Origin of the sequence: Pseudomonas sp. Fl4BN1 (assembly GCF_009908285.1) — a bacterium.
In the GTDB taxonomy this organism is placed as follows: Bacteria; Pseudomonadota; Gammaproteobacteria; order Pseudomonadales; family Pseudomonadaceae; genus Aquipseudomonas.
This window is the reverse complement of sequence record NZ_JAAARM010000008.1, coordinates 67,428-89,147: the sequence shown is the minus strand read 5'-3', so window position 1 is coordinate 89,147 and position 21,720 is coordinate 67,428. Positions and strand designations below refer to the sequence as shown.

The following is a 21,720-nucleotide window of genomic DNA, read 5'->3' as shown; positions in this document are numbered from 1 at the left end:
GCACCCCCTTGAGTCAGGATTTGAGATAGCCGTTAGCGGCCAGAAAACTTTCGGTAATGCTGCCGCCCGTGGCCTCGGCCGCCTTGTCACCCAGCAGCAGGCGCTCCAGGTAACGCGCCAGCAGATCCACCTCAAGGTTGACCTGCCGACCCGGCCGGTAGTCGGCCATGATGGTTTCCGCCAGGGTGTGGGGCACGATGGTCAACTCGAACTCGGCGCCATTCACCGCGTTGACCGTCAGGCTGGTGCCGTCGACGGTGATCGAGCCTTTATGGGCGATGTACTTGGCCAGCTCTTTCGGTGCGCGGATGCGGAACTGGATGGCCCGGGCATTTTCTTCCCGCGCCACCACTTCACCGACGCCGTCGACATGGCCGCTGACCAGGTGACCGCCCAGGCGGGTGGTCGGGGTCAGGGCTTTCTCCAGGTTGACCCGGCTACCGGCCTTCAATTGATGAAAGGCGGTGCAGTCCAGGGTTTCACGGCTGACATCGGCCCAGAAACCATCGCCCGGCAGCTCAACAGCGGTCAGGCAGACGCCGTTCACCGCGATGCTGTCGCCCAGTTTGACGTCGGCCAGATCAAGCTTGCCGGTTTCTACATAGACCCGCACATCTCCGCCTTTTGGGGTCAATGCGCGAATGCTGCCGATGGATTCGATGATGCCGGTGAACATGGAGTCCTCCTCGAGAACAGGGCCGCCGGGTAGGCGAAAGTCGGGAATTATACGCTCGCTGGCGGGGCCGGGATGGCAGTGACTCGCCAGTCATCGCCCACCGCACGCATTTCAATGATCTTGAGCAACGGCGCCTCACGCATTTGCGCCAATGGCCAGTCCAGCAGCGGACGCGCCGAGGAACCGAGGAACTTGCCGGCGATGAAGATCTGGTACTCGTCCACCAGTCCCTGTTGGGCAAAGGCTCCGGCCAGCCGCGGGCCGGCTTCCACCAGCACCTCGTTGACGCCACGGGCGGCCAGTTCCAACAGCAAGCAACGCAGGTCGACCTGGCCATCGGGGCCAGGCACGATCAGGCACTCCGGACCGTTGGCATACTGCTCCTCCACCGCTGCGCAGGTGGCCACCAGGGCCGGGCCGGCCTTGAAGAACGGCGCGTCGAGGGGCACTCGCAAGCGGCCATCGATCAACACTCGCAACGGCGGCCGACTCATGGCCAGAGCCGTTTGCTCAGGGTCCAGGCCCAGCTCGGCAGCGCGCACGTTCAGCCGAGCGCCATCCGCCAGCACCGTGTCGGCACCGGTCAACACCACGGAGGACTCCGCCCGCAGGCGCTGCACCGCGGAACGCGCGGCAGGTCCGGTGATCCATTGGCTCTCGCCACTGGCCATGGCCGTACGACCGTCGAGACTCATCGCCAGCTTGACCCGCACATAAGGCAGGCCGTGTTCCATGCGCTTCAGGAAGCCCTGGTTGATCGCCCGGGCCTCACCTTCCAGCACGCCACTGTGGGTCGCGATGCCAGCCTGGGCCAGGCGCTGCAAACCGCGGCCGGCAACTTCCGGGTTCGGGTCCTGCATGGCCGCGACCACCCGCGCCACCCCGGCATTGACCAAGGCATCGGCGCAAGGCGGGGTACGCCCGTGATGACTGCAGGGCTCCAGCGTCACATAGGCCGTGGCGCCACGGGCCTGCTCCCCCGCGGCTCGCAGGGCATGCACTTCGGCGTGGGGCTCACCGGCCCGCACATGCCAGCCTTCGCCTACCACCTGGCCGTCGCGCACGATGACGCAACCGACACGGGGATTGGGATGGGTGCTGTACCACCCCTTGCGCGCCAGTTCCAGGGCACGGGCCATGTAGTGCGCGTCGAGTACCGCCTGCTCCGGGGACAGGCTCATTGCTTGGCCGGCTCGCGGGCGAGACGGTCGATCTCTTCGCGGAATTCGTTGAGGTCCTGGAAACGTCGATAGACCGAAGCGAAACGGATATAGGCGACTTCATCGAGCTTCTGCAGCTCGGTCATCACCAGCTCACCCACGACCAGGGATTTGACTTCGCGCTCGCCGGTGGCCCGCAGCTTGTGCTTGATATGCACCAGCGCCGCCTCCAGACGCTCGACACTCACCGGGCGTTTTTCCAGGGCGCGCTGCATACCGGCGCGCAATTTTTCTTCGTCGAAGGGCTGACGGCTGCCGTCAGTCTTGATCAGGCGCGGCATCACCAGTTCGGCAGTTTCGAAGGTGGTGAAACGTTCACCACAGGCCAGGCATTCACGCCGGCGGCGCACCTGTTCGCCCTCGGCGACCAGACGCGAGTCGATGACCTTGGTGTCGTTGGCACCGCAGAAGGGACAGTGCATGGTGGCAGGCAACAAAAAAAGGGAGGGCCATGGTAGCGCATCCCACTGGCAAGACAAGCCATAGCCTTTACGGTATACAGACCGACTATTATGTTTCGCACATGGAATTTCGCCTTGTTGGAGCTTCAGATGCCGCTCAGACCGCTCGTTTTGCTCAGTCTTGTCAGCCTGCTGGTCGCTTGCAGCAGCGATGCCCCGAAACCTGCGGCACCTTCCCCCTCCTCGCAACAAACGCAGAAAAAAAACCAGGAACCCGCCGACCTTGGCCCTTTGCCGGCCTACCAGCGCGAGCTGAGCGGCACCCTCGATGGCGTTCCGGCCGGCGCTGACGTCGAACTGGCGCTGCTGGTGATTGATGAACGCGGTCGCCCGCAGCGCCTGTTGGCCAGCAGCAACCTGACCGGTACCAACCAGGCCCTGCCCTTTCGTCTGCGCTTTGCCCCCGAGGCCTTCCCTGAGGGCGCCCGGGTCGAGTTGCGTGGCCGTGCCAGCCAGTCAGGCCAGTTGATCCTGCATCTGCCGGCACAGCGTATCGGCCAGCCCACCACCCAGGCCCTGGGGCAACTGCAATTCGTCAAAGCCCCATGAAGGTACTGTTCGACCTGCAAGACGCCCTCAGCGAGCTGCTGGGGGACGCGCAACTGGTGGCCTGCGAGCTGCCGGATACCACGCTCAAACTCTGGCTGATCGATGCCGAGAATATGGACCGCGCCTTCACCCCGGAAGAAACCCGACGCATCCTTCACGAGCCGCCCTACTGGAGTTTTTGCTGGGCCAGCGGCCTGGCTCTGGCTCGCTACCTGGCCGAGCACCCGCTGTGGGTGCAAGGCAAGCGGGTGCTGGACTTCGGTGCCGGCTCCGGAGTAGCGGCGATTGCCGCGGCCAAGGCCGGCGCTCTGGAAGTCGTGGCCTGCGACCTCGATCCCCTGGCCATTGCCGCCTGCCGGGCCAATGCCGAACTCAATGGCGTGGAACTGAGCTATTCCACGGACTTCTTCGCCGAGGCCGATCGCTTCGACCTGATCCTGGTGGCGGACGTGCTGTATGACCGAGCCAACCTGCCGCTGCTGGACCAATTCCTCAGCCGTGGCCACGCCGCCCTGGTCGCAGACTCCCGAGTCAGGGACTTCAGGCACCCGCTGTATCAGCGCCTGGAAATGCTCAAGGCCTTTACCCTGCCGGACCTGGCCGAGCCCTGGGAGTTTCGCAACGTAAGCCTGTATCACGCGCAACGACCAAATGACCACCAACCGGCGTCGGTAGAAACCCTGTAGGCGCTAGCTTGCCGACGATGGCGATTGCCCCCGTACACCCTTTATAGTGGAACCATTCCCGCTTATTCGAGATACCCCATGAGTCAGGACACGCCGTACATCTTCGACGCCCGCACCGCTGATTTCGACCAGTCGGTCATCGAGAACTCCTTCCACAAGCCGGTCCTGGTGGACTTCTGGGCCGAGTGGTGTGCGCCCTGCAAAGCCTTGATGCCGATGCTGCAACAGATTGCCGAGAGCTATCAGGGTGAGTTGCTGCTGGCCAAGGTCAACTGCGACATCGAGCCGGACATCGTCGCCCGCTTCGGTATCCGCAGCCTGCCTACCGTGGTGCTGTTCAAGGACGGCCAACCGGTGGACGGCTTTGCCGGTGCACAACCGGAATCCGCAGTGCGCGCCATGCTCGAACCCCATGTGCAGATGCCGCCACCACCCGCCGCCGATCCGCTGGAGCAGGCCGAAGCCTTGTTCAACGACGGACGTATCAGTGACGCAGAAACGCTCCTCAAAGTGCTGCTGGGCGAAGACAACAGCAACGCCAAGGCGCTGATCCTCTATGCTCGCTGCCTGGCCGAACGCGGCGAACTGGATGAAGCTCAGACCGTGCTCGACGCCGTCAAGAGCGATGAACACAAAGCCGCGCTGGCCGGTGCCAAGGCGCAGATCACTTTCCTCAAGCAGGCCGCCGACTTACCGGATGCCGCTGATCTCAAGACCCGCCTGGCCAAGGATCCGCTGGACGACGAAGCGGCGTATCAATTGGCAATCCAGCAACTGGCCCGCCAGCAGTACGAAGCGGCGCTGGAAGCCCTGCTCAAGCTGTTCATGCGCAACCGCAGCTATAACGAAGGGGTCGCCCACAAGACCCTGCTGCAAGTCTTCGACTTGCTGGGCAACGATCACCCGCTGGTGACCGCGTATCGCCGTAAACTGTTCGCCGCGCTGTACTGAGCCGGATGTGCTGGCTTGTGTAGGAGCTGGCTTGCCAGCGAATGCGTTCTGACAGACAGAGCCCTTTCGCCAGCAAGCTGGCTCCTACAGGGTCATTGCACCCAGCTGTAGATCGGCGTATCGGCGCCACTCACCACCTTGACCTCAGCGCAGTGGCGCAGGCGCACCAGCAGGCGCTTACCCGCCGCCGCGCTGCCGGTCAGCCCTTCCAATTGTTCCAGCAGTTCCGGCCCGCTGAGCTGCCCAGCCTTGCGCAGCAGGTCCTTGGTGATCTGCCACAGGGCATCGTCCTGATTCACCGGCTTGGCCGCCGCCACAACGCTTTCAGGCTTCGCCGCCTGCAATTGCGCACCCAGCTGTGCCCAATCGCCCTCATCCAGTTCCAGGGTCAAGTCCACCGGCCAGTCACCGATGCTTCCACGAATCCGCAACATCGCTATGCTCCTGAATATTTCTGACGAGCATGCTCCCACGCGTCTTGCACAACGCCAAGCGGAGGGGCAAACTCCGCAACCGATTGTTATAAGATCACATAACATTTATTTCATCTTCGCCCCTGGAGACTTGCCATGCGTCGTCTGCTACTCGCCTTGCCGTTTGCCCTGCTGCCGCTGGCCATTGCCCAGGCGGCCGAGGTCCATGATCACGAACATGAGCACGGCAGCCTCGGCGCTCACGAACATGGTGTCGGACGCTTGAACGCAGTGCTCGATGGCCTGGCTCTGGAGCTGGAGCTGGAAAGCCCGGCGATGAACCTGGTGGGCTTCGAGCACGCCCCCAGCACCGATACCGACAAGGCCAAGGTCGCAGCGGCCCGCGCTCAGCTGGAGCAACCCCTGGTACTGTTCAGCCTGCCCAAGGCGGCCGGTTGCGTAGTCGCCAAGCAGGAACTGCAAAGCCCGCTGTTCGGCGACAAACCTGATGCCAATGAACACGACGACGATGATGACCACGACGCAGATGCCAAAGCCGCCGACGGCCATGAACATCACCACGAACACAGTGAGATCCACGCCCACTACCAGCTCACCTGCGCCAAGCCGGACGTTCTGAAAACCCTCGACCTGAGCCAGATCTTCAAGACCTTCCCCGCCACCGTGAAAATTCAGGTACAACTTATTTCGCCAAGTGGCCAGCAAGGCGTCGAGGCCACGGCCCAGGCCGCTACTCTGAAGTTCTGACCGCTGCCCCTGTAGCTGCCGCCTTCGGCCGCAGCTGCAAAACTCATTTCATGATCGGCCCAACATGACCCAAGCACTTATCGAACTGTCCGAACTGGGCTTCAGCTGGCCCGGTCATCCACAGTTGCTGGACATCCCGGCCTTCCGTCTGGAAGCCGGCGAAACACTATTTCTCAAAGGCCCCAGCGGCAGCGGCAAGACCACCCTGCTGGGCCTGTTGGGCGGCGTGCAAAAGCCCAACCACGGCAGCATCCGCCTGCTGGGCCAGGAGCTGACCGAACTGTCCGCAGGGGCCCGTGACCGCTTTCGTGTGGATCACACCGGCTACATCTTCCAGCAGTTCAATCTGCTGCCATTTCTCTCGGTACGGGAAAACGTCGAGCTGCCCTGCCACTTCTCCAAGTTGCGGGCCAGCCGCGCAGCTCAGCGCCACGGCAGCGTCGACCAGGCCGCCGCCACCTTGCTGGCTCACCTGGGCCTGAAAGATCCGGACCTGCTCAGCCGTCGCGCTGATTCGCTGTCCATCGGCCAGCAGCAACGAGTCGCTGCGGCCAGGGCCTTAATCGGTCAACCCGAGTTGGTGATCGCCGACGAACCCACCTCGGCGCTGGACTACGACGCTCGGGAAGCCTTCCTCCAGTTGCTCTTCGCCGAATGCCGCGAAGCCGGGGCCAGCCTGCTGTTCGTCAGTCACGACCAGAGCCTGGCACCGCTGTTCGATCGCAACCTGTCGCTGGCCGAACTCAATCGCGCCGCCATGCCCGCAGAGGTCTGAGATGTATCTGTTCCGTCTAGCCATGGCCAGCCTGGCTAACCGCCGCTTCACCGCCATTCTCACGGCCTTCGCCATCGCCCTCTCGGTCTGCCTGCTGCTGGCGGTGGAGCGGGTGCGCACCGAGGCCCGGGCCAGTTTCGCCAGTACCATCAGCGGTACCGACCTGATCGTCGGTGCCCGCTCCGGCTCGGTAAACCTGCTGCTGTACTCGGTGTTTCGGATTGGCAACGCCACCAACAACATTCGCTGGGACAGCTTCGAACACTTCGCCAACAACCCGAAAGTGAAGTGGGCAATCCCGATTTCCCTGGGCGACTCCCATCGCGGCTACCGGGTCATGGGCACCACCGACGCTTACTTCCAGCACTACCAGTACGGCCATCAGCAGAATCTGCAACTGGCCGTAGGTCGGGCTTTTGCCACAGACCCTTTTGAAGTGGTGCTGGGGGCCGAAGTCGCCGACGCCTTGCATTACAAACTGGGAGACCAGTTGGTGCTGGCCCATGGCGTAGCGGCCATCAGCCTGGTCAAGCACGACGACAAACCCTTCACCGTGGTCGGCATCCTCAAGCGTACCGGCACGCCGGTGGACCGCACCCTGCACATCAGCCTCGGCGGCATGGAGGCGATCCACATCGACTGGCACAACGGCGTGCCGGCCCGTGGCGATGGGCGCATCAGCGCCGACCAGGCACGCAACATGGACCTGACGCCCCAGGCGATCACCGCGTTCATGCTCGGTCTCAACAGCAAGATCTCGACCTTTGCCCTGCAACGGGAGATCAACGAGTTCCGTGGCGAACCAATGCTCGCGATCCTTCCCGGAGTCGCCCTGCAGGAACTCTGGAGCCTGATGGGTACCGCCGAGAAAGCCTTGTTCGTGGTCTCGTTGTTTGTGGTCCTGACCGGCCTGATCGGCATGCTCACCGCGATCCTCACCAGCCTCAACGAACGCCGCCGGGAGATGGCCATCCTGCGCTCGGTGGGGGCACGCCCCTGGCATATCGCAACCCTGCTGGTGCTGGAGGCATTTGCCCTGGCGTTGTTCGGGGTCCTGGCCGGGCTGGGCCTCCTGTACCTGGGCATCGCCCTGGCCCAGGGCTACGTGCAGTCGGCTTATGGCCTGTACCTGCCACTGTCCTGGCCCAGCCAGTATGAGTGGACGCTGCTGGGCGGTATCCTGATCGCCGCGCTGCTGATGGGCAGCGTGCCGGCCTGGCGCGCCTACCGGCAATCCCTGGCCGATGGCCTGTCGATTCGTTTATGAGCAACGGTTTATGAAGACCCAACGCCTGCTGCGCTCCCTGCTTGCCCTGTCGCTGCTGATCGCCACACCGCTGTGGGCGGCTGGGCCCCCCAAGGACCTGACCTGGTCGGAAATGATCCCGGCGGATGCGCCACCGGAAGTACCGGACATGAAGCCCCTGCACGACCTGTCGCAAATGAGCAACGCGTTGTCCGCGGAATCGGCACCTGCTGCCAAGCAGGATCTGCCCAATGCACCGGTGGTGAAGAGTCTCGACGGCAAGTCGGTGCGCCTCCCGGGCTACATCGTGCCCCTTGAGGTGAATGAGGAAGGCCGCACCACGGACTTCCTGCTGGTGCCTTACTTCGGCGCCTGCATTCACGTGCCGCCACCACCGTCGAACCAGATCGTCCATGTCACCAGCAAAGTCGGAGTGAAACTCGATGAGCTGTACCAGCCCTACTGGATCGAGGGCGACATGCAGGTCAAACCCTCCAGCAGTGAACTGGCGGATGCCGGTTACCAGATGACGGCGCAGAAGATCTACGTCTACGAATTGCAGGAATAAGCGCGGACCACATCGATCTTTTCAGCGGCAAGCCGGTACTGAGCAAGGCATGTGTAGGAGCCGGCTTGCCAGCGAAGGAAACGAACAGCAAAAGAGTGCGGGGCAAAAGAATAGTTCAGCACTGCATCCGGGGTTTGCCATTTCATTGAGCTGAGTCAAGGCAGTCAACTTGACGATCCTTACCATTGGACATAGCCAATCTGAATCGTCCTTTGGAGCTCCCATGCACAAGTCTCTGCTTAGCGCCTCCCTGATCGCGCTCGCACTCGCCGCCCCGCTTGCCAACGCCCACGAAGCCGGTGACATCATCGTTCGCGCCGGTGCGATCACCGTCAATCCGAAAGCCAACAGCTCCGACGTCAAGGTCGACAGCGGCCCGCTGGCCGGCGCCAACCTGGGCGGCAAGGCGACCATGAGCAGCGACACCCAGCTGGGTTTGAACTTCGCTTACATGGTGACCAACAACATCGGTATCGAACTGCTGGCCGCGACCCCGTTCGAACATGACGTGAAGATCCGCGACACTTCCCTGGCTCCGGCCAACGGCAAGCTGGGTACCCTCAAGCACCTGCCACCGACCCTGAGCGTGGTGTACTACCCGCTGGATCACAAGTCGGCGTTCCAACCCTATGTCGGTGCCGGTATCAACTACACCTGGATCTACGACGAGCACGTCGGCAGCCGCGCCCAATCCGAAGGTTTCGACAACTTCCGCGCCAAGAACTCCTGGGGCCTGGCCTGGCAGATCGGTGCCGACTACATGCTGACCGACAACATCATGATCAACGCCCAGGCACGCTACATCGATATCGATACCCGTGCTTATGTGGACAACAACGCACTGGCCGCCGGCACTCGTGCCAAGGTCAATGTCGACGTCGATCCGATGGTCTACATGGTTGGCCTGGGCTACAAGTTCTAAGCCCGCCAGCGACAAAAAAAGGCGCCTCTCAAGGCGCCTTTTGCATGTCCGCGATAAACCTCAACGCCCGAGCAAACGGCCCAGCCCGATGCTCATCGGCGTGGGCTTGGGGAAGGTAAAGCGCTGCAGCAGCCGCTGGTTGGCAGCCCGCGAATGGCGAATATCACCGGCACGGGCCGGACCGTAGCTGATAGGCGGCAGCTCACCGACCACCTCGGCCAGCGCCGCGAGCATCTGCTTGAGCGTGGTGGCCTGGTTCAGGCCGACGTTGACCGCTCCGACTTCCAGTTGCGGCGCTTCAAGAGCCTGCACCAACACCTCCACCAGATCGCCAACATAGACGAAATCCCGGGTCTGCTCGCCATCGCCGAATACGGTAATGGGCAGACCTTGCAGAGCCCGCTCGCTGAAGATACTGATGACCCCGGAATACGGCGAAGACGGATCCTGGCGCGGGCCGAAGATGTTGAAGAAACGAAAAGTCGCCGGTTCCAATCCATGCTGGCGCCGGTAGAAATCAAAATAATACTCACTCGCCAACTTGTCCGACGCGTAAGGCGTCAACGGTGCCTTGGGGGTGTCCTCGTCGATGGACTCGCCTTCGCCGTTGTTGCCATAGACCGCTGCGCTGGAGGCGAACAATACCCGCTTGATGCCGTGCTCGCGCATGGCCTCGCAGACATTGAGGGTGCCGATGAAGTTGCTCTGGTGAGTCTGTACAGGATCGTCCACCGAAGCCTGCACCGAAGCCACCGCCGCCAGGTGCGCCACAGCCTGACAACCCTGCATGGCTCGGCTCACCAGGGCCGCGTCGGCAACATTGCCCTCGATCAACTCCACCCGTGGATTATCCAGTGACAGGTTGCTCGGTTTGCCGGTGGACAAATCGTCCAGCACCCGCACCGTATATCCCTTGGCAAGCAAGGCATCAGTCAGGTGCGAACCAATAAAACCGGCACCACCGGTGATCAATACAGGGCCATCAGCCATGACGATAAAACCTATCCAGTAAGGCCGGGAGCGCAGCGCGCCAGGCGCGCGGCTTGATCCCGAAGGTGTGAAGGATCTTCTTGCAGGCCAGCACCGCGTGCTGCGGTTCTTCGGCGGCATCGGCGCAGGCCGCATGGGCCTGGGCGGTAGGTGCCTCGATGGCCAGCGGGTGCAATTGCCGCGCCTCAGTGAGCACCGCCTGCCCCAGGGCCAGTGGCGTGGTCGCCTCCTGACCTGCGTAGTGGTAAGTACCCCACAATGGCGCCGCGCAATCGAGTTGCTTGAGCACCGAGATAATCACCCGCGCGGCGTCATCCACCGGGGTCGGATTGCCCCGACGGTCATCCGCCATGAGCAATTCCCCCGGGGATTCGGCGCGTGTCAGGAAGCGCCCGAGAATACCTTCGGCACTGTCATCCAGCAGCCAGCCGAAACGCAGCAACACATGCTGCGGGCAGGTCGCGCGAACGCTCTGCTCGATCCGCCACAGCGCCTGGCCGCGCAGCCCCAGGGGCACCGGTTCGTCTTTCTCGCTGTAGGCAGTAGCCCGAGAGCCGTCGAATACCCGATAGCTCGAAGGCTGCAGCAGAATGATGTTGTGATGCTGGCAAAGCTCTGCCAGACGCTCGACGGCCCGCTCCTGACCGCTCAGGCGCTCCTCGCTCACCGTCTCCGCCTGAAACCAGTCGAAGTAGTAAGCCAGGTTGATCACGGCATCCGGGCGGGTGTCATCAAGCAGTTGCGTGAGGCTCGCAGCGTCCCAGCCGTCTTGCGGCGGACGCGGGGCGAGGAAACCGATGTCTTCCTCCGCACCCAGGCGAATCAGCGCCTGCCCAAGGGCATTTCCGCCGCCCAGTAACATAAGGCGCATTCGCATAAAGTCAGCAGGCCCAATCTGTTCAGAACGATGGTTTGGATCGGTCGATCCCGTGGGGTCGACCGTCGAGAATTGCCAGAATCGTTGCATTTTGCGGGTTTGTCGCGCAACCGTCACTGAGAAAGTACCGCTGCGACCTTGTGCCATCCCCGCCGATTGTAGCCTCTGCCGCAAGCGGCAATAAGGACCGCTGGGCCTTCAAGGGCCTCAGAGCGCCTATCAGGCCGAACGGTCCATCGCAGACTGCAGCGGCGGCTACCGGGTGCGGTGCTTGCAAGTTGTTGTGCTCGGCCGCATAAATTCATCCATGAACCTTGCCGAATCCACGAACCCGGTACTGGACGGTTTTCATCCCGCTGTCAGCGCCTGGTTCAAACGCACCTTTGCCTCCGTGACCACGGCCCAGGCTCGCGCCTGGCCGTTGATCGCCCAGCGCCACTCGACCCTGATCGCCGCGCCCACCGGTTCGGGCAAGACCCTGACCGCCTTTCTTGCGGTGATCGACGACCTGGTACGCCAGGGCCTGGCCGAAGGCGGCCAACTGCCGGACGCAACCCTGGTGGTGTACGTCTCGCCGCTCAAGGCCCTGAGCAACGATATCCAGATCAACCTGCAAGACCCGTTGGCCGGCATCACCGAGCAGTTGCGCCTGATGGGTTTGCCGCAGCTGTGCATCCGCACCGCAGTGCGCACCGGCGATACCCCGCAGAAAGACCGCAACGCCATGCGCAAGTGCGCGCCGCAGATCCTCGTCACCACCCCGGAATCTCTCTATGTGCTGCTGGGTTCGGATTCCGGCCGCAAGATGCTGTCCAGCACACGCAGTGTGATCGTCGACGAGATCCACGCGCTGGCCGGGAGCAAGCGCGGCAGCCACCTGGCCCTGAGCCTGGAGCGTTTGCAGGCCTTATGTTCAGAGCCCTTGCTGCGCATCGGCCTGTCGGCCACGCAGAAACCCATCGATGCCGTGTCGCGCTTTCTGGTGGGTCAGGGACGCCCCTGCGAAATCATCGATATCGGCCATGCCCGGCCCCGCGACCTGGACATCGAGGTGCCGCCGGTGCCGCTGTCGGCAGTGATGGCCAATGACGTCTGGGAGCGGGTGTATGAACGCCTTGCCACTCTCGCCCAGGAACACCGCACTACGCTGATATTCGTCAACACCCGACGCTTGGCCGAACGGCTGGCCCGGCACCTGAGCGAGCGCCTGGGCAAGCAGGCCGTGGCCGCGCACCACGGCAGCCTGGCCAAGGAGCAGCGCCTGGAGGCCGAACAACGGCTCAAGGCCGGGGACCTGCAAGTACTGATCGCCACCGCCTCCCTGGAGCTGGGGATCGATATCGGCGATGTCGACCTGGTGTGCCAGATCGGTTCGCCACGCTCGATCTCGGCCTTTTTGCAACGCGTCGGCCGCTCCGGCCACCAGGTCGGCGGCACGCCGAAAGGCCGCTTGTTCGCACTGACCCGCGACGACCTGATCGAATGCGCGGCCCTGCTGGACTGCGTGCGCCGGGGAGAGCTCGACAGCCTGCTGATCCCGCACGCACCACTGGATGTACTGGCCCAGCAGATCGTCGCCGAAGTCAGCTGTCAGGAATGGCCAGAAGCGGCATTGCTGGAAATGCTGCGCCGAGCCACGCCTTATGCCGACCTGGACCAGGGGCAGTATCAGGCCCTGCTGCACATGCTCGCCGAAGGTTTCAATGGCCGCCAGGGACTGCGCAGCGCCTATCTGCACCGTGATGCCCTGACCCGCACCCTACGCGGGCGCCGGGGCGCAAAGCTGACCGCGGTCACCAGCGGCGGGACCATTCCCGACAACGCCGACTACAGCGTTTTGCTGGAACCCCAGGGCCTGAACATCGGCAGCGTCAACGAAGACTTCGCCGTCGAGAGCATCGCCGGCGACGTGTTCCAGTTGGGCAACACCTCCTATCGCATCCTGCAGGTGGAGACTGGCAAGGTGCGGGTCGAGGACGCCCAGGGCCAGCCGCCGAACATTCCCTTCTGGCTCGGCGAGGCCCCGGGGCGCAGCGCCGAATTGTCCAGCGCCGTGGCGCGTCTGCTGGCCCAACTGGACGCCCTGCTGGGCGCGACCCCGGGCCAGCTGCAAGGCGCCATCGACTGGTTGCACAGGGAGCTTGGCCTGAACCGCTCCAGCGCCGAACAATTGGTGGATTACCTGGCCCCAGCGCGCCTGGCCCTGGGCGCACTACCGTCCCAGGACACGCTGATCATGGAGCGTTTCTTTGACGAGTCCGGCGGCACCCAACTGGTGCTCCACAGCCCCTTCGGCAGCCGTATCAACCGCGCTTGGGGCCTGGCGCTGCGCAAGCGTTTCTGCCGCACCTTCAATTTCGAATTGCAGGCCGCCGCCGGCGAAGACGCGATTGTCCTGTCGCTGTCCACCAGCCACAGCTTTGCTCTGGACGACGTCTGGCACTACCTGCACAGCAACAGCGCCGAACACATCCTTATCCAAGCCCTGCTGGATGCCCCGTTGTTCGGCGTGCGCTGGCGCTGGAACGCCGGCGTTGCCCTGGCCCTGCCGCGCTACAGCAGCGGACGCAAAGTGGCACCGCAGATCCAGCGGATGAAAAGCCAGGACCTGATCGCCAGCGTGTTCCCTGACCAGATCGCCTGCCTGGAAAACCTCGCCGGCGAGCGCGAGATCCCCGACCACCCGCTGGTGCAGCAAACCCTCGATGACTGCTTGCACGAGGCCATGGACAGCGACGGCTGGTTGAATCTGCTACGGCGCATGGAACAGGGCCAGGTGCGCCTGCTCAGCTGCGACCTGCCGGCCCCCTCGCCGCTGGCGGCGGAGATTCTCAGCGCCAAACCCTACACCTTTCTCGACGATGCGCCCCTGGAGGAACGTCGTACCCAGGCGGTACTGGCCCGACGCTGGAGCGATCCGCAAGCCACGGGCAACCTCGGTGCCCTGGATGCCGGCGCCATTGCTGCAGTGGCCGAAGAGGCCTGGCCCAGCCCAGCCAATAGCGATGAGATGCACGAGGCGTTGATGAGCCTGGCCTGTATCAGCGAGGTGGAAGCCCAGGCCAATGCCCATTGGCCGCAGTGGCTGCAAACCCTGGCAGCAAATGGCCGTGCCTGCCGCTTGCAGACCGGGACCGAGGGTGGCTTGTGGCTGGCGCTGGAGCGCATCAACTGCCTGCGCGCGCTGTACCCCCAGGCCTCCTTGCAGCCTGCACTGCAAGCGGTGCCCGGTTTCGATCAAGCCTGGGACACGGAGCCTGCGCTGGTGGAGGTGATTCGCGCCCGACTCAGTGGTTTTGCGCCCCTGACCCTGGCGCAGATCGCCGCGCCCCTGGCGCTGCCTCACGGACAGGTCAGCCAGGCCCTGGTCCAGCTTGAGACTGAAGGCTATGTGCTGCGCGGCCGTTTCAGCCCGGGCAGCCTAGAGGAACAATGGTGCGAACGACACCTGCTGGCGCGGATTCATCGCTACACGGTAAAACGCCTGCGTCGGGAGATCGAGCCCGTGGCGCTGCAGGACTTCATGCGGTTTCTGTTCGACTGGCAGCACCTGTCCCCACGCACCCAGGGTCAGGGCAGCGCCATGCTGGCCGAAGTGGTCCAGCAGTTTGAAGGCTATCCGGCCGCCGCTGCAGCCTGGGACAGCGACTTGCTGCCGTCACGGTTGAAGGACTACTCGGCAAATTGGCTGGACGAGTTGTGCCGCAGCGGCAAAGTGGCCTGGAGCCGCATCAACAGCGGCAAGACCACCAGCAATGCTTTGCGCAGTACCCCGATCGTATTGCTGCCACGCGCCCAAGTAGCACTCTGGAGTGGCTTGCCCAGCCCCACCGCCAGCCATGAGCGGTCACCCAAGGCACAGAAAGTCCACGCGGTGCTGAGCCAGCAGGGCGCGCTGTTTTTCGATGAGCTGCTGCATGAGACTCATCTGCTGCGCAGCGAACTGGAGAGCGTGCTGCAAGAGTTGGTGGGCGCTGGACAGGTGAACGCTGACAGCTTCGCCGGGCTGCGGGCCTTGATCACCCCGGCGAGCAAACGCCAGAACCGCAGCAGCCGACGGGGACGCGGAGCCTTTGTCGGCGGCATGGACGATGCCGGCCGCTGGGCTTTACTGCGTCGTTCATCGAACCAGGACTCGGCGGCCACTCTGGAGCATGTGGCCAGGACGCTGCTGCGGCGCTACGGCGTGGTCTTCTGGCGCTTGCTGGAACGCGAGGCAGATTGGCTACCCAGCTGGCGCGAACTGCTACGCACTTTCCATCGCCTGGAAGCGCGCGGCGAGATCCGTGGCGGACGTTTTGTCAGCGGCCTGGCCGGTGAGCAATTCGCCTTGCCGGAAGCCATCCCAGTGCTGCGCGAAGTCCGTCGCCGCCCCCATGACGGCAGCCTGATCGCAGTCTGCGGCGTGGACCCGCTGAACCTGGCGGGCACCCTGTTGCCCGGCCCCAAGGTGCCGGCGCTGAGTGGCAACCGCCTGGTGTATCGCGACGGTCTACCGGCCGCCGCCGATATCGCCGGCGCCCAACACTTCTGGGTCGAGCTGGAAGCACAGGACGCCCAGGCCCTGCGCAACAAGCTGGTACAGCGCTAAGCCCATGCATTGATTCCTGGCTCTCGCCGCCGCCCAAGGACGGGACGGGACTACTGCGCCCGGCTGGCAGCCGCCGGAGAAACGCCGAAACGGTTGCGGTATTCACTGGGGACCAGGCCGGTGATTTTCTTGAACAGGCTGCGAAAGGTCGCCGGGTCCTGGTAACCCACCGTCCAGGCAATGTGATCGATGGTGCCGTTGGTGAATTCGAGCATTTCCCGAGCCTTGCCCACCCGCAGGTGCTGGCAGTACTGGGTTGGCTTGAGGCCAGTGGCTGCGCGAAAACGCCGCAACAGGGTGCGCTCTTCAAGCCCCGCCTGTTGCGCCATCACCGGCAGTGATACATCCACTGCGCCATTGGCCTGCAGCCAGTGCTGCAGCTTGAGAATCGCACCATCGCCGTGATTGAGGATCGGGGCGAAGTTGCTGCCGCACTGGCTGGCGCTGTCGCTGTGTTCCATCACCAGAAAACGTGCGGTGGCACTGGCGATGCTCGGCCCCAGCAAGCGGTCCACCAGGCGCAGGCCCAACTCGGCCCACGCCATCAGCCCGGCCGTGGTGATCAGGTCACCGTCATCGACGATGGGTTGATCGGCCGCAAGCCGCACCTGTGGATAACGCGCGGCGAAGGCCTTCGCAGAGGTCCAATGGGTGGTAGCACTGCGGCCATCAAGCAGGCCGCTTTCGGCCAACAGGATCGAGCCCACGCAGACACCGCCCAGGGTGGCGCCGGCCGCATGTTGCTGGCGCAACCAATTCATCAGGGCGGTGGATGACTGACTGCTGGAGAAACCGGCCAGTGACGGCGGGATCACCACCGCCAGCAAGCCCTCGGAGGCGTCTGCCAGACTGTCATAGATTCGCGCCGGGGCTTGCTCGCCGGACGCCTGCCAATGGCTGACGCGTAACCGCGGCAACTGCGCCAGAGGCTGTTCACTGGCAACACGATTGGCCACTTCGAACAGGTCAGTCAGACCATGTACCGCGGCCATCTGTACCCCGGGATACAGCAGTACGCCCAGTTCGGCGACGGTGCCTTGAATGCCCACTGTCAGTTTTCCCCCTGTTAATGTCGATGCGGCCAATCCTCGAGGAGACCTGGGATAACGATACTGAGCCCCACGTCAACCACTCCCTTGGAGGCAATACCATGGCCAAACAGGCGCTCATCGTAATCGATATCCAGAATGACTACTTCGCCAACGGCAAGTGGCCGCTGGTCGGGGTCGATGCCGCGGCAGACAACGCCGCCAGGCTGATTCAGGCCTTTCGCCAACAGGCGCAACCCGTGGTGCACATTCGTCACGAATTCACCTCCGACAGCGCCCCCTTCTTCACCCCAGGCTCCGAGGGGGCTCGCTTGCACTCCAAGGTGCTGAATCGCGCCGACGAACCCGTGGTGCTCAAGCACTTCGTCAATTCGTTCCGGGAAACCGAACTGCAGGCGATCCTCCAGCAACAGGGCATCGATGAACTGGTGATCGTCGGCAACATGAGCCACATGTGCGTGGAAGGCACCGCCCGGGCCGCTGCTGACCTGGGCTACCCGGTGAAGGTGATCCACGATGCCTGTGCCACCCTCGACCTGGAGTTCAATGGCCAGCGAGTGCCGGCTGCACAGGTTCATAGCACAGTGATGGCGGCCCTGGCGTTCGCCTACGCCAGCGTCCTGTCCAGCGAGGAATTCCTCGCCGCGCAGCGAGCCACTTCGATCTGAGTCTAGGGCTGCACCCATGGGTTGCCTGACACGTGCAGGCAACCTGCCTGAAACTTGCCTGCGACATGAAACTGACAATGCTGAGGGTTGGATAAAGAACAACTTAGCCAGCAAGCGCACGAATGATTCTTATTACTGAATCTCGACGCCTCCAGCTACTTCCCGGATCTAACAACTCTGTTGAAGCGAGCAAATAAATGAGCGGGTTAACAAATCGCCCACTCAATAGCTGACTAATAGCCATCAACGGTAGATTTATTATTTAAAATTCTGATTTGAAATATAAGAACATCCACCCCCGACCTCATAACTTCGCCTCTTATCAATCCCCACGCTTACTTCCTATGGTTACTGAAATTTAATATACCGAAAGCTCATACCATCTATAGCGAATCCAAGAAAACCCCTGAATCCTCCGTATTCATTAGCCATTAACGCCTCCAACCCAGGCGCTACCAACCCAATCTACAAGGGTGCTTGCAAGGCAATGAGTACGCACCTCCTGCACTTTTTCACCCCGCCACAAAAACACCTCTCACGCCAGCTTATTCGGCTTACTTGCAAAACCCTCGGCCTTGGCTAAGTTGATAGCTACTCGCCACTGAAGTGCTCTTCAGCCGCTAGAAAACCAATAAGAACAGTTGAGGAATTCAATAACCGAACGCCATCCCTGCCTTACCAGCTGACACTGACACGGAATTAGTCATATCAATCAAGAGGGACGCTTGATGAAGCGCAGCTCGTTGCCTCGTGCCTTCTCGTTGAAAGGTACAGCTGAAAACTACTGGCTCTCGTTATTGCTGTTTTCGACCCTGGTGGTCGCCAGCTTCCTGCTGTTTGAACAGCAGATCCAACAGATGCTGCATCACTTGGGCAGTTTCCTTCCTACCGACCCACTGCAACGTACCAGCCTGGCCCTGTTACTGGTGGCCTTGCTAGCGCTGGATGTGCTGTTGCCGGTGCCCTCCAGCCTGGTGGCCCTGCTGGCCGTGGCGGCCCTGGGCGCGATCGGCGGCTATCTAGTGATCTTCATCGGCCTGTGCCTGGGGGCCTGCCTGGGCTATTGGCTGGGAGCTGGCTACTTTCGCCTGCTGTCCAGTTGGCTGGGGCTCAGGACCTGGCAACCCGGGCAGATGGCCTACCGCCTCAGTACCTTGTCGCTGATTTGCCTGCGTGGCGTTCCGGTGCTGGCAGAAACCTCAGTGCTGGCCGCCGGCATGCAGCGCTATCCATTGCGCCAGTTCCTGCTGGTCACCACCCTGGCCAACGCCGGGCTGGCCCTGGCCTACGCCGCCATCGGCAGTTTACTGGTGGAACAGGATGCCCTGCTGGCAACCATTCTCGCCAGCATGGTCCTGCCGGGGCTGTTCCTGGGCGCCCGCAGCCTGCTGAGAACCCGCACCGCGCAGCCTGAGATCGACCAGGCACGCCCTCTGGAGGGCCGCTTCGAGGTCAGCTACCACTACCCGGTGCTGTTCACCGACCACATCTTCCAGGCGGACAATCCTTGCCTGCATCAACAACTCACCCAGCAGCACCAGGGACGAACCACGGTTCTGGTGTTTGTCGATGAACAAATGCTGCAGTGCTCACCACAGTTACCGCAACAGATCGGCGACTATTTCAGCACCCATGCCACCGACCTGCACCTGCAAGCCGCACCCATTGCGGTACCGGCGGGAGAGTTGAGCAAAACCCCGGCCGTCCTCCAACGCTTGTATACGCACATGCTAGAGCATGGCCTGGACCGCCATTGCTATGTACTGGCCGTGGGTGGCGGTGCGGTGCTGGACGCCGTGGGCTACGCCTGCGCCACTTTCCACCGAGGCATGCGCCTGATCCGCATCCCGACTACGGTACTGGCCCAGAACGATGCCGGTATCGGGGTGAAAAACGGCATCAACGCCTTCGGCCAGAAGAACCTGCTGGGAGCCTTCTACCCGGCTACGGCGGTGATCAATGACTTCCAGTTGCTGCTCAGCCTGTCGCATCGGGACCAGATAGCCGGCCTGGCCGAGGCGGTGAAAGTCGCGGTGATCAAGGACGCGGCTTTCTTCCTGTGGATGGAGCAGCAGGCCGAGGCCCTGGCCAGCTTCGAACACGGCGCCAGCCGCTACGCTATCCGGCGCTGCGCCGAGCTGCATCTGGGCCATATCACCGGGGCCGGCGACCCCTTCGAGCGAGGCAACGGCCGGCCCCTGGACTACGGGCACTGGGCCGCCCACAAGTTGGAAAACCTCAGCCAGCATCGCTTGCGCCATGGCGAGGCGGTGGCGGTGGGCATGGCTTTGGATGCGCTCTATGCCAACGCCATCGGCCTGCTCTCCAACACCGAAACCCAGCGCCTGCTGCAACTGCTGGACAAACTCGGCTTCAACCTCTGCCCCGCGGAACTGAGCTTGAAGGATAACCAGGGACGCTCCCTGGTCCTGCTGGGGCTGGAAGAGTTCCGCCAGCATCTTGGAGGGCAGCTGTCGATTCCGATGCTCAACCGCGTGGGCCAGTCCATCGATGTGCACCACATTGACCTGTCGCTGATGGAGCAGGCACTGCTGCGCCTGGCCAGTTTCGGCGGACCGGACTTCGCCTGGAGCGAGGGCTGTGCGCAATGAGCCATTCCTCACTGACCACCTGGCTAACCCTGGGACGGGTCACCAACCTGCCGACGGTGTGGACCAATGCCCTGGCCGCCGCACTGCTGGCCAGCAGCGCCACCACCCTGGCGCCGCCCTCACCGCTGGTCTGGACCTTGTTGCTGGTGGCGCTGTCGGCGCTGTACCTGGCAGGCATGCTGCTCAACGACCTGCTGGATGCCGACTGGGACCAGCAGCACCACAACCCGCGCCCGATTGTCCTCGGCCTGGTCAGTCGCACCCAGGTGAGCCTAGCCACCGCCGCACTGTTGTTGCTGGCGATGCTCTCGGTGCTGGGGCTCAGTCACTTGATCGCCCAGCCGCACTGGCTGCTGGCCAGCGCCGGGTTGTTGCTACTGTTTATCCTGGCCTACAACCTGCTGCACAAAAATTACCCACACAGCGTCTGGCTGATGGGCGGCTGCCGCTCGGCCCTGTACCTGACCGCCGCCGCCAGCCTGGCCATGCCGCCGCAGCCCCTGTGGCTGTGCGCCGCGCTGCTGGGTACCTACATCGCCGGCCTGACCTATCTGGCCCGACTGGAACATCGCAACCAACTGCTCAGCCGCCTGCCGCTGCTGCTCATGCTCAGCCCCCTGGCCCTGGCAGCCTATGCCGACAACAGCGTGTTCTGGCTGGTCCTGTTGCTGTGGCTCGGCTGGTTGGGCTGGCACTACCGGCGCCACCTGGCCAACCCGCAACAACGGCAGATCCGCGCCTTCATCGGTGCCGGCCTGGCCGCCCTGCCGCTGTTCGATGCCCTGGTACTGGCCCTGGCCAATCAACCCCTGGGCAGCCTGCTGTGCGTGCTGGTGTTTTTCCTGCTTCCCCACCTTCAACGCTGGATCAAGCCGACATGACCATGGACGTCATTTCCCCCACCGCGCCCCCGCTAGCCATCCGCCATGAAGCCTTTGCCCAGCGGCGCCGGCTACTCGATGGGCAACTCGACGACAACCGCCGCAACTGGTGGCTGGAGGCCCTTGAGCAATTGGCCCGGCAGCCGTCGGCCAATACCCTGGTGCTGCTCAGCAGTCAGTGCAAGCGCCACCTCGGCGACGAACCGGTGCCCAATAGCCAAGGCTGGACCCGCACCCAACTGGCTCGTGCGCTGCTCTTGGCGCAACTCCTCGAACAGCAGGCTGGCGCCGATCAGCTGGGCCTGCTGCGCCAGCTGTTTCTCTGGGGCGACGATCAGGAGAAAAGCGTGCTGCTCAAGGTCCTGGATGACCTGGATACAACCGGCCTCAATCTGGATCTCGCGCTCCAGGCAGGACGCACCAACAACCGCGAAGTGTTCGCGGCCATCGCCCTGGACAACCCCTTCCCCGCTCAGCATTACCACGACCGGGCATTCCATCAGTTAGTGCTCAAGAGCTTGGGCATGGGCCTGGACAGCCGCCGGATCAACGGCCTGGCCCAGCGTCGCAGTGTCGACCTCAACCAGCTGGCGCTGGAGCTGATGGAAGAACAATTGGCCGCCGAACGCGCCGTCTCCGACGGGCTGCCCCAGGCCATCGCCTTCGAACTCTTGAGCCAGGCCCAGCGCCAGCGTCTGCGCGGGCTGTGCCAGCAGCGACGACTGCCACCGCACTGGCTCGAACATCTTGCGAGCGACACCTGAACCACCTCAGGCCGGACCTCATCACTGTTTTTCTACCGCCACATCAGGGACTC

20 protein-coding genes are annotated in these 21,720 nt (G+C 63.1%); 13 read left to right on the top strand and 7 right to left on the bottom strand.

The annotated features are described in order from the left end of the window. Positions 1 to 13 precede the first annotated feature (13 nt). From GV818_RS11450 to nrdR, 3 genes are read right to left on the bottom strand one after another with little or no spacing between them, the layout of a single operon-like run. Positions 14 to 676 carry a riboflavin synthase gene (locus GV818_RS11450; RefSeq protein ID WP_161756587.1) on the bottom strand — a complete coding sequence of 221 codons (663 nt, stop codon included), beginning with the start codon at positions 674 to 676 and terminating at the stop codon, positions 14 to 16. Between the two features lie 47 nt (positions 677 to 723). Then, a complete protein-coding gene (gene ribD, locus GV818_RS11445) occupies positions 724 to 1,857 on the bottom strand; it encodes a bifunctional diaminohydroxyphosphoribosylaminopyrimidine deaminase/5-amino-6-(5-phosphoribosylamino)uracil reductase RibD (RefSeq protein WP_161776597.1) in 1,134 nt (377 codons plus the stop codon). Beyond that, on the bottom strand, positions 1,854 to 2,318 hold the full coding sequence (nrdR, locus tag GV818_RS11440) for a transcriptional regulator NrdR (RefSeq protein ID WP_019095943.1): 465 nt from the start codon (positions 2,316 to 2,318) through the stop codon (positions 1,854 to 1,856). Before nrdR ends, ribD begins: the two co-directional genes overlap by 4 nt. A gap of 129 nt (positions 2,319 to 2,447) precedes the next feature. Between nrdR and GV818_RS11435 the strand changes: the two genes are divergently transcribed. From GV818_RS11435 to trxA, 3 genes are all read left to right on the top strand, one after another. Further along, positions 2,448 to 2,906 (top strand): hypothetical protein, encoded by a 459-nt coding sequence (locus GV818_RS11435; protein WP_161756589.1) that lies wholly within the window; start codon positions 2,448 to 2,450, stop codon positions 2,904 to 2,906. Then, positions 2,903 to 3,592 carry a class I SAM-dependent methyltransferase gene (locus GV818_RS11430; RefSeq protein WP_161776596.1) on the top strand — a complete coding sequence of 230 codons (690 nt, stop codon included), beginning with the start codon at positions 2,903 to 2,905 and terminating at the stop codon, positions 3,590 to 3,592. Before GV818_RS11435 ends, GV818_RS11430 begins: the two co-directional genes overlap by 4 nt. Before the next feature lie 78 nt (positions 3,593 to 3,670). Further along, positions 3,671 to 4,543: a thioredoxin gene (trxA, locus tag GV818_RS11425; RefSeq protein ID WP_161756591.1), complete on the top strand. Its 873-nt coding sequence runs from the start codon at positions 3,671 to 3,673 to the stop codon at positions 4,541 to 4,543. A 92-nt stretch (positions 4,544 to 4,635) separates the two neighbouring features. Here the strand turns inward: trxA and GV818_RS11420 are convergent, their stop codons facing one another. Beyond that, positions 4,636 to 4,977: a hypothetical protein gene (locus tag GV818_RS11420; protein WP_161756592.1), complete on the bottom strand. Its 342-nt coding sequence runs from the start codon at positions 4,975 to 4,977 to the stop codon at positions 4,636 to 4,638. Positions 4,978 to 5,112: 135 nt separating this feature from the next. Between GV818_RS11420 and GV818_RS11415 the strand changes: the two genes are divergently transcribed. The 5 genes from GV818_RS11415 (at position 5,113) to GV818_RS11395 (ending at position 9,235) form a co-directional block, all read left to right on the top strand. Then, complete coding sequence (locus GV818_RS11415; RefSeq protein ID WP_161776595.1) at positions 5,113 to 5,724, top strand: DUF2796 domain-containing protein; 612 nt, start codon at positions 5,113 to 5,115, stop codon at positions 5,722 to 5,724. A gap of 64 nt (positions 5,725 to 5,788) precedes the next feature. Then, entirely contained in the window at positions 5,789 to 6,499 is a 711-nt protein-coding gene (locus tag GV818_RS11410) for an ABC transporter ATP-binding protein (protein ID WP_161756594.1), read from the top strand. Position 6,500: 1 nt separating this feature from the next. Further along, on the top strand, positions 6,501 to 7,766 hold the full coding sequence (locus tag GV818_RS11405; protein WP_161756595.1) for an ABC transporter permease: 1,266 nt from the start codon (positions 6,501 to 6,503) through the stop codon (positions 7,764 to 7,766). A gap of 25 nt (positions 7,767 to 7,791) precedes the next feature. Next, positions 7,792 to 8,313 carry a DUF3299 domain-containing protein gene (locus tag GV818_RS11400; RefSeq protein WP_178124867.1) on the top strand — a complete coding sequence of 174 codons (522 nt, stop codon included), beginning with the start codon at positions 7,792 to 7,794 and terminating at the stop codon, positions 8,311 to 8,313. 223 nt (positions 8,314 to 8,536) lie between these two features. Beyond that, positions 8,537 to 9,235: an OmpW/AlkL family protein gene (locus tag GV818_RS11395; protein WP_161756597.1), complete on the top strand. Its 699-nt coding sequence runs from the start codon at positions 8,537 to 8,539 to the stop codon at positions 9,233 to 9,235. A 60-nt stretch (positions 9,236 to 9,295) separates the two neighbouring features. Here GV818_RS11395 and GV818_RS11390 read toward each other — a convergent pair whose 3' ends face one another. Together GV818_RS11390 and GV818_RS11385 are read right to left on the bottom strand one after the other, a co-directional pair. Next, positions 9,296 to 10,225: an NAD-dependent epimerase/dehydratase family protein gene (locus GV818_RS11390; protein WP_161776594.1), complete on the bottom strand. Its 930-nt coding sequence runs from the start codon at positions 10,223 to 10,225 to the stop codon at positions 9,296 to 9,298. Continuing rightward, complete coding sequence (locus GV818_RS11385; protein WP_161756599.1) at positions 10,218 to 11,102, bottom strand: sugar nucleotide-binding protein; 885 nt, start codon at positions 11,100 to 11,102, stop codon at positions 10,218 to 10,220. Before GV818_RS11385 ends, GV818_RS11390 begins: the two co-directional genes overlap by 8 nt. A gap of 307 nt (positions 11,103 to 11,409) precedes the next feature. Between GV818_RS11385 and GV818_RS11380 the strand changes: the two genes are divergently transcribed. Continuing rightward, positions 11,410 to 15,693: a DEAD/DEAH box helicase gene (locus tag GV818_RS11380; protein WP_161776593.1), complete on the top strand. Its 4,284-nt coding sequence runs from the start codon at positions 11,410 to 11,412 to the stop codon at positions 15,691 to 15,693. Between the two features lie 50 nt (positions 15,694 to 15,743). Here the strand turns inward: GV818_RS11380 and GV818_RS11375 are convergent, their stop codons facing one another. After that, a complete protein-coding gene (locus GV818_RS11375) occupies positions 15,744 to 16,685 on the bottom strand; it encodes a GlxA family transcriptional regulator (RefSeq protein WP_178124866.1) in 942 nt (313 codons plus the stop codon). A gap of 158 nt (positions 16,686 to 16,843) precedes the next feature. Between GV818_RS11375 and GV818_RS11370 the strand changes: the two genes are divergently transcribed. The 4 genes from GV818_RS11370 to GV818_RS11355 all read left to right on the top strand — a co-directional run bounded on the left by GV818_RS11370 (position 16,844) and on the right by GV818_RS11355 (position 21,667). Then, positions 16,844 to 17,410, top strand: a complete 567-nt coding sequence (locus tag GV818_RS11370; RefSeq protein WP_161756602.1) for a cysteine hydrolase family protein — start codon at positions 16,844 to 16,846, stop codon at positions 17,408 to 17,410. Positions 17,411 to 18,138: 728 nt separating this feature from the next. Next, entirely contained in the window at positions 18,139 to 20,022 is a 1,884-nt protein-coding gene (locus tag GV818_RS11365) for a 3-dehydroquinate synthase (RefSeq protein WP_161776591.1), read from the top strand. Then, positions 20,019 to 20,903: a UbiA family prenyltransferase gene (locus tag GV818_RS11360; protein ID WP_161776590.1), complete on the top strand. Its 885-nt coding sequence runs from the start codon at positions 20,019 to 20,021 to the stop codon at positions 20,901 to 20,903. The genes GV818_RS11365 and GV818_RS11360 overlap by 4 nt, the downstream gene beginning before the upstream one ends. Further along, positions 20,900 to 21,667 (top strand): EboA domain-containing protein, encoded by a 768-nt coding sequence (locus GV818_RS11355; protein ID WP_161776589.1) that lies wholly within the window; start codon positions 20,900 to 20,902, stop codon positions 21,665 to 21,667. Before GV818_RS11360 ends, GV818_RS11355 begins: the two co-directional genes overlap by 4 nt. Positions 21,668 to 21,720: the final 53 nt, after the last annotated feature.